The 13,061-nt window shown below is 38.8% G+C and carries 15 protein-coding genes and 1 other annotated feature; of the genes, 13 read left to right on the top strand and 2 right to left on the bottom strand.

The window, feature by feature from the left end:
- From HMPREF1519_RS04170 to HMPREF1519_RS04160, 3 genes are all read left to right on the top strand, one after another.
- The coding region (locus tag HMPREF1519_RS04170) for an N-acetylmuramoyl-L-alanine amidase family protein (protein WP_037611241.1) at positions 1-301 on the top strand (301 nt) is incomplete at its 5' end.
- 79 nt (positions 302-380) lie between these two features.
- Positions 381-1,604 (top strand): peptidase T, encoded by a 1,224-nt coding sequence (gene pepT / locus HMPREF1519_RS04165; RefSeq protein ID WP_022496067.1) that lies wholly within the window; start codon positions 381-383, stop codon positions 1,602-1,604.
- Between the two features lie 56 nt (positions 1,605-1,660).
- Entirely contained in the window at positions 1,661-2,161 is a 501-nt protein-coding gene (locus tag HMPREF1519_RS04160; protein ID WP_002884906.1) for an EbsA family protein, read from the top strand.
- On the opposite strand, the gene HMPREF1519_RS10295 is transcribed toward HMPREF1519_RS04160, so the two are convergent.
- A complete protein-coding gene (locus HMPREF1519_RS10295) occupies positions 2,145-2,342 on the bottom strand; it encodes a ferredoxin (protein ID WP_002884882.1) in 198 nt (65 codons plus the stop codon). The two genes, HMPREF1519_RS04160 and HMPREF1519_RS10295, sit on opposite strands and share 17 nt — an antisense overlap.
- A gap of 45 nt (positions 2,343-2,387) precedes the next feature.
- On the opposite strand from HMPREF1519_RS10295, the gene HMPREF1519_RS04155 reads away from it, so the two are divergent.
- The 7 genes from HMPREF1519_RS04155 to HMPREF1519_RS10690 all read left to right on the top strand — a co-directional run bounded on the left by HMPREF1519_RS04155 (position 2,388) and on the right by HMPREF1519_RS10690 (position 6,209).
- A complete protein-coding gene (locus tag HMPREF1519_RS04155; protein ID WP_002885112.1) occupies positions 2,388-3,038 on the top strand; it encodes an SAG1386/EF1546 family surface-associated protein in 651 nt (216 codons plus the stop codon).
- Positions 3,039-3,059: 21 nt separating this feature from the next.
- Positions 3,060-3,740, top strand: coding sequence for a (d)CMP kinase (cmk, locus tag HMPREF1519_RS04150; RefSeq protein WP_022496338.1), 681 nt, complete (start codon positions 3,060-3,062; stop codon positions 3,738-3,740).
- Positions 3,741-3,763: 23 nt separating this feature from the next.
- Positions 3,764-3,886, top strand: a sequence feature (ribosomal protein L20 leader region).
- 13 nt (positions 3,887-3,899) lie between these two features.
- Complete coding sequence (gene infC, locus HMPREF1519_RS04145; RefSeq protein WP_002885108.1) at positions 3,900-4,430, top strand: translation initiation factor IF-3; 531 nt, start codon at positions 3,900-3,902, stop codon at positions 4,428-4,430.
- Positions 4,431-4,468: 38 nt separating this feature from the next.
- Positions 4,469-4,669: a 50S ribosomal protein L35 gene (rpmI, locus tag HMPREF1519_RS04140; protein ID WP_002885093.1), complete on the top strand. Its 201-nt coding sequence runs from the start codon at positions 4,469-4,471 to the stop codon at positions 4,667-4,669.
- Positions 4,670-4,725: 56 nt separating this feature from the next.
- Positions 4,726-5,085, top strand: coding sequence for a 50S ribosomal protein L20 (gene rplT / locus HMPREF1519_RS04135; RefSeq protein ID WP_002885090.1), 360 nt, complete (start codon positions 4,726-4,728; stop codon positions 5,083-5,085).
- Positions 5,086-5,128: 43 nt separating this feature from the next.
- Complete coding sequence (locus HMPREF1519_RS04130; RefSeq protein ID WP_037611239.1) at positions 5,129-5,602, top strand: GNAT family N-acetyltransferase; 474 nt, start codon at positions 5,129-5,131, stop codon at positions 5,600-5,602.
- 85 nt (positions 5,603-5,687) lie between these two features.
- On the top strand, positions 5,688-6,209 hold the full coding sequence (locus tag HMPREF1519_RS10690; RefSeq protein ID WP_022496339.1) for a hypothetical protein: 522 nt from the start codon (positions 5,688-5,690) through the stop codon (positions 6,207-6,209).
- A 71-nt stretch (positions 6,210-6,280) separates the two neighbouring features.
- On the opposite strand, the gene HMPREF1519_RS04120 is transcribed toward HMPREF1519_RS10690, so the two are convergent.
- Positions 6,281-6,466: a 4-oxalocrotonate tautomerase gene (locus HMPREF1519_RS04120; RefSeq protein WP_002885057.1), complete on the bottom strand. Its 186-nt coding sequence runs from the start codon at positions 6,464-6,466 to the stop codon at positions 6,281-6,283.
- Positions 6,467-6,816: 350 nt separating this feature from the next.
- Between HMPREF1519_RS04120 and pepV the strand changes: the two genes are divergently transcribed.
- From pepV to HMPREF1519_RS04105, 3 genes are all read left to right on the top strand, one after another.
- Positions 6,817-8,223 carry a dipeptidase PepV gene (gene pepV, locus HMPREF1519_RS04115; RefSeq protein WP_022496340.1) on the top strand — a complete coding sequence of 469 codons (1,407 nt, stop codon included), beginning with the start codon at positions 6,817-6,819 and terminating at the stop codon, positions 8,221-8,223.
- Between the two features lie 40 nt (positions 8,224-8,263).
- Positions 8,264-8,848: a uracil-DNA glycosylase family protein gene (locus HMPREF1519_RS04110; RefSeq protein WP_022496341.1), complete on the top strand. Its 585-nt coding sequence runs from the start codon at positions 8,264-8,266 to the stop codon at positions 8,846-8,848.
- A gap of 370 nt (positions 8,849-9,218) precedes the next feature.
- On the top strand, positions 9,219-13,007 hold the full coding sequence (locus tag HMPREF1519_RS04105) for a YSIRK signal domain/LPXTG anchor domain surface protein (RefSeq protein WP_037611238.1): 3,789 nt from the start codon (positions 9,219-9,221) through the stop codon (positions 13,005-13,007).
- The last annotated feature ends 54 nt before the right edge of the window (positions 13,008-13,061 follow it).

Raw genomic sequence — 13,061 nt, 5'->3', positions numbered from 1 at the left:
CCCATCACGTATTAATGCGACCTATCATGCTAATCCAACTCGTTTGAGCATGAGTGACACCTTGGCCAATGCTATCCAGTCTAGCCTGATTAATGCGACTGGAGCACAGAATCAGGGCGTGAAGCGTCAAACCTTTGCGGTCTTGCGTGAGACGACAGCTCCGGCAGTCCTTCTTGAACTTGGTTTCTTGTCAAATCCTCAAGAAGCAGCCCGTTTGAATACCTCTGCTTATCAGGAGACTTTAGCTAACGCAATTGTGGCAGGGATTAAGTCTTACTATGAAAAAGAATCTAAAGTTTAAGTTATACGTTAACCCATCATTATGATGGGTTTTTATGCTATAATTGAGGTAAATACTAAATACAACAAAAGGAGTGCTTATGGTCTACGATTTACTCTTAGAGCGTTTTTTACGTTACGTCAAAATCAATACACGTAGTGATGAAAATGCGACAAGAACGCCAACAACACAAAGCCAGGTGGATTTTGCCTTGAAGGTTTTAAAACCAGAATTAGAAGAACTAGGTTTAAGTAACATCCATTATTTGGAAAGTAATGGTTACCTAGTGGCAACCCTTCCGGCTAACGATGACCAGTTAACACGTAAGATTGGTTTTATCTCTCATATGGATACTGCTGATTTTAATGCAGAAGGAGTGTCACCACAAGTCATTGACTCTTATGATGGAGGTATCATTCCTCTTGGAAATTCAGGTTATAACCTAGACCCAGCTGATTTTCCAAATCTCAAGAATTATGTCGGTCAGACACTTATTACGACAGATGGGACCACCCTTCTTGGAGCTGATGATAAGTCTGGTATTGCTGAGATTATGACGGCTTTGGCTTATTTGAAGGCTCATCCTGAAATCAAACATTGTGAGATTCGTGTAGGCTTTGGTCCTGATGAAGAAATTGGAATCGGTGCAGATAAATTTGATGTCGAAGATTTTGATGTCGATTTTGCCTACACAGTTGACGGTGGACCTTTGGGTGAATTACAGTATGAAACCTTCTCTGCAGCAGGAGCAGAACTTACCTTCCACGGACGCAATGTCCACCCTGGAACAGCAAAAGACCAAATGGTTAATGCCCTGCAGTTGGCAATTGATTTTCATAATCAGTTGCCAGCAGAAGAACGCCCTGAGTTAACAGATGGCTATCAAGGTTTCAACCATCTTCAAACCATGACAGGTACTGTTGAGAAAGCAAAATCTTCTTATATCATCCGTGATTTTGAAACAGAGTCTTTTGAAAATCGTAAAGCAGTCTTCCAAAAAATTGCTGACGAAATGAATAAAACTTATGGTCAGACACGAGTTGATTTGGTTCTTAAAGATCAATACTATAATATGCGTCAGGTGATTGAAAAAGATATGACGCCTGTTGAGTTAGCAAAAGAAGTCATGGAAGACTTAGATATTACGCCAGTCATCGAACCAATTCGTGGTGGAACTGACGGGTCTAAAATTTCATTCATGGGCATTCCAACTCCAAACTTATTTGCTGGTGGCGAAAATATGCACGGTCGATATGAGTTCGTTTCCTTGCAGACAATGGAAAAAGCCGTAGATGTTATTCTTGGAATTGTCAGTAAACCTTAATTGAGCTTGCTAAATACTGATTTTATGGTAAAATTAGAAGTAATGGAGGTGCTGAGATGATTAAAATTTTCGGCAAGTATCGTTACCATTGGCAACCCGAATTATCTTGGCTGATTATCTACTGGTCTTTAGCCATTACGCCAATCTTTATTGCGGCGGCCCTTCTATTCGAGTTGTACTCGGTGCCCTCACATATTTTGATGCTCTTCACTATTTTCGTTGCCTTATTTGGTTTAGGTTTCCATCGATACTTTATTATTGAAGATCATGGGATTCTGCGTATTGTTTCTTTCAATATTTTTAGACCACGCAAAGTGAAAATTAGTGATATTGAAAAAGTCGAAGTGATTAAAACTGGCTTGTGCCTTATTTTTAAAAATGGTAAAAAACGTCAGTTTTATATGAGAAAGTGGCCTAAGAAATATTTCTTAGATGCATTAGCCCTTCACCCTGATTTCAAAGGTGAGGTAGAGTTATTGGATCATATGACAAACTTTGATTACTTTGCCTTTTATGAGGAATCAAAAAAAGCCCTGAAGCTTAAACTTCGCAAATAAGGGCTTTAGTGGGACAAGACTTGACGGCAGTCAAAGTCTCAGGGCTATTTTCAATAATTTGATTGAGTTGGTCGCTGTCTCTGAACCTAACAATACCTTCGTCATCATAATCAAAGACGGGAGAGTAGGTTTGGCACAAACCACAAGCGATACATTTTTCTGGAATTAATGATACTTTCATAGTATTATTTTAAAATAGATTTATTGTTTTTACAAGGAGAATATCATGAGTAAAAAACCATGGGAAGATAAGGTTTCTGACGAAGAGTTGGAAGAAGTAGTTGACGCTGATTTTCTAGATGATGAAGATGAGTTTGAGGATTATGAAGAAGAAGAGGATGTCACTCCTTCAGATGAAAAACGCGAAAAAGGTGGCGGATTCATTAATTCATCATTCTTGACAGTCTTGCTTGGATTATTCTTTGTTATTGTTGTATGTATTTTGTTCTTTGTTTTCTATACTTCAAATGTTGGTGGAAACAAAACTGCGGAATCTAAGGAATCATCTGGATTCTACTCATCTTCAACTAGCAAAGTTGTTAAATCTTCATCTAGCAAGAAAGACTCAAACAAAGATGAGGAAAGTGAGAAATCTACTACAGAAAAATCTTCAAAAGAGAAATCATCTTCAACTAAAGCATCAAGCTCTTCTAAACATGTAGAAAAAGAAGATGCAACTGAGTCAGCTGAGACAGCACCATCAAGTGCTACGGCAGCAGCAGATGGTTCATCAATTGTTGTTCAATCTGGTGAAGGTGCTGGTTCTATCGCTGCACGTGCAGGTATCTCTGTAGATGAGTTGGAACGTCTTAACCCTGATCACATGACAAGTGGTTACTGGTATGCTAACCCAGGTGACGTCGTTAACGTTCAATAATTTTAAAAGCAAAGGAACATCATGAAAGATATTAGAATTGCTATTGATGGTCCTGCGTCAAGTGGAAAAAGTACAGTAGCCAAGATTATTGCAAAAAATCTTGGCTATACTTATCTTGACACAGGTGCTATGTACCGATCTGCAACTTATTTGGCCTTGCAGAATGGTTTGACTGAGGAAAATGTACCAGAAATTTTGGAGCAACTATCTCTACATCCGATTTCATTCGGAAAAGCAGCAGATGGTAGTCAGCAAGTTTATGTTGGTGATGTTGATATTACACACCCCATTCGTGATAACCAAGTCACAAATAATGTTTCTTGGGTAGCAGCCATTCCTGAAGTGCGCCAAGAACTTGTTGCGCAACAACAACGTATTGCTCAAGATGGTGCTATTATCATGGATGGACGTGATATTGGGACCGTGGTTTTGCCTGATGCAGAACTTAAGATTTTCTTGATTGCTTCAGTTGATGAACGTGCGGAACGCCGTTATAAGGAAAATATCGAAAAAGGTATTCCTGCTGACCTTGAGACTCTAAAAAAAGAAATTGCTGAACGTGACTATAAAGATAGTCATCGTAAAGTTTCACCTCTTAAACCAGCGGAAGATGCCATCACTTTTGACACTACAGGTGTATCTATTGATGGTGTTGTGGAATTTATTCAAGAAAAAGCAAAAAAAATTATTGACAAAGGATGACTCACTTGTTATACTATTAACAATGAGAAAAGCAGAAGTGAGAACTTCTCGCCTTGCGACTTAGGTTGTCTGGCCCAACATGTCAAATCCCTATAGGGATATTATGTGTGCGGGCTTGTATATCAAGTCCGCTTTGTTTTTCTCTAAAAAAATAAAGAGGTGAAGATCATAGCTAAGAAAGATCTATTCATTAACGATGAAATTCGCGTTCGCGAAGTTCGTCTTGTTGGTCTTGATGGTGAACAATTGGGAATTAAACCATTGTCAGAAGCGCAAGCTATTGCAGATGATGCAAATGTTGACTTGGTTCTCATCCAACCACAAGCTACGCCACCTGTTGCGAAGATTATGGACTATGGTAAGTTCAAATTTGAGTATCAAAAGAAACAAAAAGAACAACGTAAGAAACAAAGCGTTGTTACTGTTAAGGAAGTTCGTTTGAGTCCAGTTATTGATAAAGGTGACTTTGAAACTAAACTTCGTAACGGCCGTAAGTTCCTTGAAAAAGGAAACAAGGTTAAAGTTTCTATCCGATTCAAAGGTCGTATGATTACTCACAAAGAAATCGGAGCTAAGGTCTTGGCGGAATTTGCTGAAAAAACGCAAGATATTGCGATTATTGAGCAAAGAGCGAAGATGGATGGACGTCAAATGTTCATGCAACTTGCACCAATTCCTGACAAAAAATAATTGTCAAACTAACACTATTTTAAGAGGAGAATTTTAAAATGCCAAAACAAAAAACACACCGCGCATCAGCTAAACGTTTCAAACGTACAGGTTCAGGTGGATTGAAACGCTTCCGTGCCTTCACATCTCACCGTTTCCACGGTAAAACTAAAAAACAACGTCGTCACCTTCGTAAAGCATCAATGGTACATTCAGGTGACTTTAAACGTATCAAATCAATGCTTTCACAAATGCGTTAATCCGCTAAAAGCATTACAAATTAACTAAACTAGAAATAATTCGGAGGAATATATAAATGGCTCGTGTTAAAGGTGGCGTTGTATCACGCAAACGTCGTAAACGTGTATTGAAACTTGCTAAAGGTTACTATGGTGCAAAACACATCTTGTTCCGTACTGCAAAAGAACAAGTAATGAACTCTTACTACTATGCATACCGTGACCGTCGTCAAAAGAAACGTGATTTCCGTAAACTTTGGATCACACGTATCAATGCGGCAGCTCGTTTGAACGGTTTGTCATACTCACAATTGATGCACGGTTTGAAATTGGCTGAAATCGAAGTTAACCGTAAAATGCTTGCTGATTTGGCAGTTAACGATGCAGCAGCTTTCACAGCTCTTGCAGATGCAGCTAAAGCAAAACTTGGTAAATAAGAATTAAGATGGGGCTTACCCATCTTTTTTTATGGAGGTAATTATGATTCGTTTAGCAAGAGCAGAAGATATTCCAAGATTACAGGAGCTATTGGGGCAGATTCTTATAGTGCATCATCATGCACGCCCTGATGTTTTTAAGTCAGAAGGCAGTAAATTTACAGATGCAGACTTAGAAGCAGTGATTAATGATCCAAATAAACCTATTTTTGTATATGAGGATGAAGAAGGCCGTATCTTAGGTCATCTATTCTTAATGATTAAAGAAGTATCTGATAATAATGGTCCACTAAAGGCTGTTAAGACTCTTTTTATTGATGATTTATGCGTTGATAAGGAGGCTCGAGGTCAAAAATTAGGGGAGAAGCTTTATCAATTTGCCTTGGACTATGCTAAGGAGTTAGGTTGTTATAATCTGACACTTCACGTATGGAATGATAATGCGGGTGCTGTACGTTTTTACGAACGTTTAGGTATGAAACCGAGATATACAGAAATGGAAACCATCCTAAAATAATACGTTTTCATGAGAGAAATTTAACTTATGAGGAATAAAAAATTTTGATATGCTGAAAGAGAACTTTTAGAAATGGAGAATTTTAATGCCTCGTAATTTTAAAGAAGCTTTGCTTTTTACGATTTTAATGTGTGGAATGATGGTCTGTGGGATGAGTCTGTGGAATCTTCTCATCCTTGATTGGACTGGAGTAGTTCCCTTTGCTTGGGGTCACTTTTTCCAAGGCTATCTTCCTGGATTTGTGGTTGCTTTCTTACTGGATATGCTTTTGGTGGGACCACTAGCCAAGACAATTGCATTTGCAATTTTACATAAAGTAAAAGCCCATGATAAACGATGGGCGAAGATTTTAGTGATTTCTGGAACCATTGCGCTATTCATGGTAACCTTTATGTCGCTCTATGGATTAGTGTACAACGGTCAGTCGGTGACGCTTTCATCCTATGGTCGTGCTTGGTTGACAAATGTTATCATGGCCTTACCACTTAATTTTTTAGTAGTTGGTCCCATCTCACGTTTTATTTTGGGCAAACTACAAAAACCATTGCCTGGTAAAGAAGTCGTAGAGAATTTTGAAGATGATGACGAATTACCAACGATAATTTAAGTATAGAACTGGAGTTTCTCTCCAGTTTTTTTATATTAAAAGCAGCCACGGATGTGACTGCTTAATGATGATTAGTTTTTCTTTTTCATTTCACCATGTGGGTAGTAAGTTCCCTCTGGCATATCGTTAATGAAAACATGAATAGCTTCTTTAGGTGCTTTTGCAACACGTGATACAACCTCAGTAACTTCGCGAGCAAGTTCGATTTTTTGTTCTTCAGTACGACCTTCAAAGAGATCAATTTTTACAAATGGCATAATGCATCTCCTTAGTTTTGATAGTCCTATTATAGCATTAATTAAGAGAATATTCTAAAGTTTTTGGAAATTCTTGAAATGATAATATTGCAATGCTACAATATGAGTGATTTCAATAGTAGAGCCTAAAGTAAAAAGAGGCCGGTAGCTAAGAGAAAGCGTTTCTAGTTGAAAGCAATAGTATTACTTTTGATTCGATTATTACTGATTTAAGAAATGTTTCACATGCTATTCAAAATGGTAAGGCGTCTTGTGATGATGAGTAAGTGATTGTATTTTCTTTATAAAGGATGAAAACTCTTACTAAAAATGGTAAAATAATGCTAACTAGAGACAGTAAGGAGTAAATTATGACAATTGATTTTCGTGCCGAAGTTGATAAGCGCAAAGATGCTTTGATGGAGGACCTTTTTGGTCTTTTGCGTATTAACTCAGAACGTGATGATAGTAAGGTTGATGATAAGCACCCATTTGGTCCTGGACCAGTAAAAGCTTTGGAACATTTTCTTGCTTTAGCAGAACGTGACGGCTATAAAACTCGTAATATCGATAATTATGCTGGTGACTTTGAATTTGGTCAAGGTGATGAAGTTTTGGGTATCTTTGCACACTTGGATGTGGTTCCAGCTGGTAGCGGTTGGGATACAGATCCTTATGAACCTGTAATCAAAGATGGCAAACTTTATGCCCGTGGGTCATCAGATGATAAAGGCCCAACAATGGCTTGTTACTATGCCTTGAAAATTATTAAAGAACTCGAGCTTCCAGTATCTAAGCGTGTGCGCTTCATTGTTGGTACTGATGAAGAATCTGGTTGGGGCGATATGGAATATTACTTCGCTCATAATGGATTAAAAGATCCTGATTTTGGTTTTTCACCTGATGCAGAATTCCCAATTATCAATGGTGAAAAAGGTAATATTACAGCCTATCTCCATTTTGAAGGTCAAAATGATGGGGACTTTAGTCTTGTGTCCTTTAATGGTGGTTTGCGTGAAAATATGGTTCCTGAATCAGCAAGTGCAGATTTTACTGGACCTATCACTTTGAAAGAACTCGAGGCCAAATTAGCAGACTTTGTTGTGGAACAAGAAGTAACTGGTCAAGTGACCGAAGAAGCTGGTGTTTTCCATGTGACTATTCATGGGAAATCAGCTCATGGTATGATGCCTCAAAATGGTATTAATGGGGCAACCTACTTGGCACTCTTCCTTAGCCAATTTGATTTCCAAGGCAATGCTAAAACGTATTTGGATTTAATTGCTGAAACACTTCATAAGGATTTCTTTGCTGAAAAGACAGGTCTTGCATTTACAGATCCTAAGATGGGTGAATTGACCATGAATGCAGGTGTATTTAACTTCGCTAAGGAATCAGAAGATAATACGATTGCTCTGAATTTCCGCTATCCTCAAGGGGTTGATACGGATGCTATTAAGTCTGATCTTGAAAAACTCGAAGGTCCTAAGGCGGTTAGTCTCTCAGAACACGGTCATGTGCCACACTATGTACCAGTTGATGATCCTATGGTAGAGACTCTTCTTTCAGTCTATGAGAAACAAACAGGGCTTAAAGGTCATGAACAAATTATTGGTGGCGGAACATTTGGACGTCTCCTCAAACGTGGTGTTGCCTATGGAGCTATGTTCCCTGGTTATGTTAACACGATGCACCAAGCAAATGAGTTTACTGAGGTCGAAGACTTGTACCGTGCAGCTGCCATTTATGCAGAAGCTATCTATGAGTTAATCAAATAAAAAAGAGAGACAGTTTTGTCTCTTTTTTGAGGAGGAAAATATGGAAACACTTGAAGAATTAACGCAAGCAATCATGTCCGATGAACAAAATAAAGCTTTTACGGAACAAGGTATAAAACCCTTGTTTACCATTCCAAAAACGGCACGAATTAATATCGTAGGACAAGCTCCTGGTATTCGTGCCCAAGAGTCCGGCCTTTACTGGAATGATCCTAGCGGTGATAATCTCAGGGATTGGATGGGTGTTTCACGCGAAGAATTTTATGAATCTGGCATGTTTGCTATTGTGCCAATGGATTTTTATTTCCCAGGTCATGGTAAATCAGGTGATTTACCTCCTCGCAAAGGATTTGCAGACAAGTGGCATGAGAAAGTTCTTGCTTTAGCTCCTGATATTCAATTGACGATTTTAGTAGGTAACTATGCACAACGTTACTATTTGCATCAAAAATCATCGGCAAAATTAACGGATACAGTTAAGCATTACAAAGATTACCTTCCAGAGTTTTTTCCTCTCGTTCATCCCTCTCCTCGAAATAATATTTGGCAAGCCAAAAATCCATGGTTTATGGAAGAAGTAGTTCCTGATTTGAAGTCCTTAGTCAAAAACATCTTAAGTCAATGATTTCTGATATCTGCACTTGGATTGTCTTTAGGTATTGTTATCAAATCAATGAAGCAAGTAACAGAGCTATCCAAATGATATAAAAATTTGAGCCCCTTGGGGCTTTTTTGATTCTATAACAAAAATAGTTGCAAAAATAATTAACGAAATTTTAATACTTAGCTTATATAATGCAATTTAATTCTAATTTTCAGAAGAAGTAACATATAAAATTAAGGTAGCCGTCCTTTTAAACTAAAGAATCAATTAAATTACACTTACAAATTGAAAAATAGTATAAATTTTGAAAATATTAAGACAATTCTATTGACAGAAAGTTTAAAAGTGATAGACTTTAGGTGTTAAGAAAATATAGAAGGAAATTTGTGATATGGGAAGAAAAGATTCACAACGTTTTTCAATCAGGAAGTATAGCTTTGGAGTTGCTTCTGTTCTTTTGGGGACAACCATTCTTGCGATGGGGGCAACTGGTGTACATGCAGATGAGGTTTCAACTTCAGCTGCTACTGATACACCACTTAGTGCTTCTGTGCTAACAGATACTGCTGCCAATCCGGCAACGACTGTTGATTATTCAGAGAAGCAAGTTGTTTCTGTCAAAGAAGAAGGAAATACCACTGTAACAACAAGTGTTGTTACAACTGATAGTCTTGAGGATGCTAAAGCTTCTGCGGTAAAAGAAGGGGTAGAAGTCGAAGAAACTGCACCTCAAACACATACAACCCTAGAGGGTGCTATTGCTGACAATCAAGCTCAATCAAAAGAGATTAATACGGTTGTTTCTGATTATCAGAAAGCAAAAGAAAGCCACAAAAAAGATGTAGCTGAGTATGATAAGGCTAAGGCTGAGTACGATGCTAAAGTGGCCGAAAAAGCAGCAGCTGATAAAGCAAACGCTGCTTCTAAAGCACAGTATGATACTGATCAAGCTGCTTATGAAAAAGGGTTAGCTAAGTACCAAGCTGATAAAAAAGCCTATGATGCAGCATTGGAAGAGTATAATACTCAAAAATTAACTTATGATTCTAAAGTCGCAGAAAAAGCAGCTGCCGATGCAGCTAATGCTAAGTCAGAAGCTGATTATAAGGTACAGTTGGCTGTTTATGAAACTGCTAAGAAGAACTATGAAGCTGCTATGGCTCAGTATACCAAAGACAAGGCAAAATATGATGCTGAGAAGGAAGCTTATGATGCTAAAGTAGCTGAAAAAGTTCGTACAGAAATCGAAAACAAGGCTGCTCAAGAGCAGTATGAGAAAGAATTAGCTACTTATAATGCCGCTTACGAAAAATATCAAACCGATTTAGCTGCCTACAAGACTGCCAAAGCCGCCTACGATGTTAAAGTAGCCGAAAAAGCAGCAGCTGATGCAGCTAATGCAGAAGCTAAAGCTAAGTATGATGCGGAAATGGTCACTTACGAAGCAGCCTTGTCTAAATATAAGACAAATAAGGCTTCATATGATGCCGCTCTAGCTGAATACAATACGAAAAAAGCAGCCTATGATGCTAAAGTAGCTGAGAAAACACAAGCAGAAATTACTGATAAGGCTGCTCAAGAGCAATATGAGAAAGATCTTACTGCTTACAATACGGCTTACGAAAAATATCAAACTGATTTAGCTGCCTACAAGACTGCTAAAGTAGCCTACGATGCCAAAGTAGCCGAAAAAGCAGCAGCTGATAAGGCAAATACGGAAGCTAAAGCCAAGTATGACGCAGAAATGGCTGTTTACAATACAGCTAAAGCGCAATACGATAAAGATTTACAAGAATATCAAGCTAAGAAAGCGCAATACGATAAAGATAAAGCAGCCTATGATCAACTTGTTGCTATTAAAGCAGAAGAAGATGCTGCAAAAGCTAAGTATGAGGTTGAGCTTGCAAAATACAATGTAGATTTAGAGCAATACGGCAAAGATTTTGCTACCTACCAAACAAAACTTGCTGAATATCAAACAGCTTTGGCACAGTACAAAGATGCTAAGGCAGCCTATGATAAGTACATGAATGATAATGGTTTCCAAGATCTAAAAGATGTAGAAACTGTTCAAGATTTGACCTTCCAACGTGAAGGTGGAGCCATTCATACCATCGATGGCATCAGTGCTTATCTCACTCGTGATGCTCAAGCTCGTTTGAATACAAGCAATGTCCATCAGTATGATTCCAATAAATTGGAAGCTTCAGATATTGTAGCAACTAGTCCTTGGGCTAATAATGAAACTGAGTATATTCAAGTTAAGGAAGGCGATAAATTTGTTGTTACTTATGATAACTTGAATCAGTCAAGCATGCGTGAAAATACGGATATGCATCCAATCAAGCGAGTGATTTATCGCTATGAAATTTTGAGTCTTCCATCAAATGACGGTAAAGGAATTGCAGCCGTTAGCTCAGACCCAACTGTAACACTAACAGTCGGTGCTTCAACAGACCAAAATAAACCAGTTAAAGTTGCTGTAGATGTTGAATTCTATGATGGTAATGGCAATAAGTTTGATTTGACACAGCACAATGCGATTGTTGCTTTGAACTCTCTTAACCACTGGACAGGTGCTTCTTATGTAGATAGTGGGGATAAACCTCGTGCCCTTACAGTAGAAGCCAAGGATAAAGATGGTAACACTGTTCGAGGATCTTGGAATCCATATGCAGATGGTTCATCAATGAGCATTGAAAACAATGCAGTTGTTGTTAAAAATGGAACAGCTGACTTTGGTACTGCTGACGTCACTATCTCTGCTGAAAACCCAATCAAGATTGTGGCACAAAAAGCAACGTGGAATGGTAGTGAATTTACAGTTAGTGAAGAAACTGTTATTGACGCAACTTCAGTCAATGTTTCAGGTGCTGGGAATGGTCACTCTATCGGAACAGATGAGTTCACATTAGATGGTAAAGATGATGTTATCGGTTCTTATACGATTGATCCAACTTCAGGACGTATCATCTTTACTCCTAAGAAGAAATTTGAAAATGTGGAGCACCAAGAGTCTGTAAATATTGGCAATAATAGATATATTCCAATTCCAAATTCTAGTGTTTCTTATGATGCCGCTACTAAAGAAGTAACGTCGTTTAAAGACAACCAATATATTGAACATGGCTCAATCTTTAATGGTGAATCTTCAGCGACTCTTGAAGGTTGGGATAATCCATCTTCTCCATACCTCTATTATGGTGGAGCAGGCTTGAAGATGTCTGATGGTCACTTGGTATTTACGGCCAATGGAGCTAATGCTGCTGGTCAACCAACAGTATATTGGTTTGCAATTAACTCAAATGTTGGTATTCCAAAAAATCCTGGTGAAGCACCAAAAGAGCCAACAGCTCCTGAAGAACCAAAGGCTCCAACACCACCAACGATTACATTGGAAGTTCTTCCAGCGGTACCAACAGAACCAACGCCGCCAACAGCCCCTACGGCACCAACAGAACCTAACTATACAGTTGTTACAGTTGATGCTGAGGGTCCAACAGCTCCAACAGAGCCTAAGGCTCCAACACCACCAACTCCGACAGTTGTTGAAGTTCCTGCGGAACCAAGTAAACCAGGAGAACCTAAAGCTCCAACACCACCGACAGAACCTAACTACACTGTGGTTACAGTTGATGGAGAGGCACCAAAGGCCCCAACAGAGCCAAAAGCTCCAACGCCACCAACTCCAGCTCTAGTTGAAGTGCCAGCTGAGCCACGTAAAATCACGGCTCCAGTAGAGCCAAAAGCACCGACTCCACCTACACCAGTAGTTGTAGAGGTACCTGGAGAGCCAACCAAACCAACACCACCAACAGAACCTAAAGCACCTACACCACCAACTATGGTTGTGGTAAACGTACCTAATAAACCTGTTTCACCTAAAGAGCTTGTGACTCCTAAAGTAAAATGGCATAAGAATTACCTTGTTGAGCGCGTAACACGTCCAGTACCAACGACGCCACCAACTCCTCAAAAACCAAAAACTCCTGGAACACCTACAGGACCAAGCGTTACACCAACTTCTTCTGTAGTTGCTAAGCAAGAAACAGAAAGAACTAATAGCGCCGTATTGCCAGAAACAGGTGACTCTAACCAAAAATTAGCATCTGTAACAGGTATAGGCTTGCTTTCAATAGCCCTTTCAGGTCTATGGTCAGCTCGCAAACGTAAACATTAATAAGATAAAATGAAAGATTAGGTTGTTTTGCTATGCAAGACAGTCTAGTCTTTT

It is taken from the genome of Streptococcus sp. SR4 (genome assembly GCF_000517725.1).
Classification (GTDB): domain Bacteria; phylum Bacillota; class Bacilli; order Lactobacillales; family Streptococcaceae; genus Streptococcus; species Streptococcus salivarius_F.
This window is presented reverse-complemented; position numbering and strand designations above follow the sequence as displayed.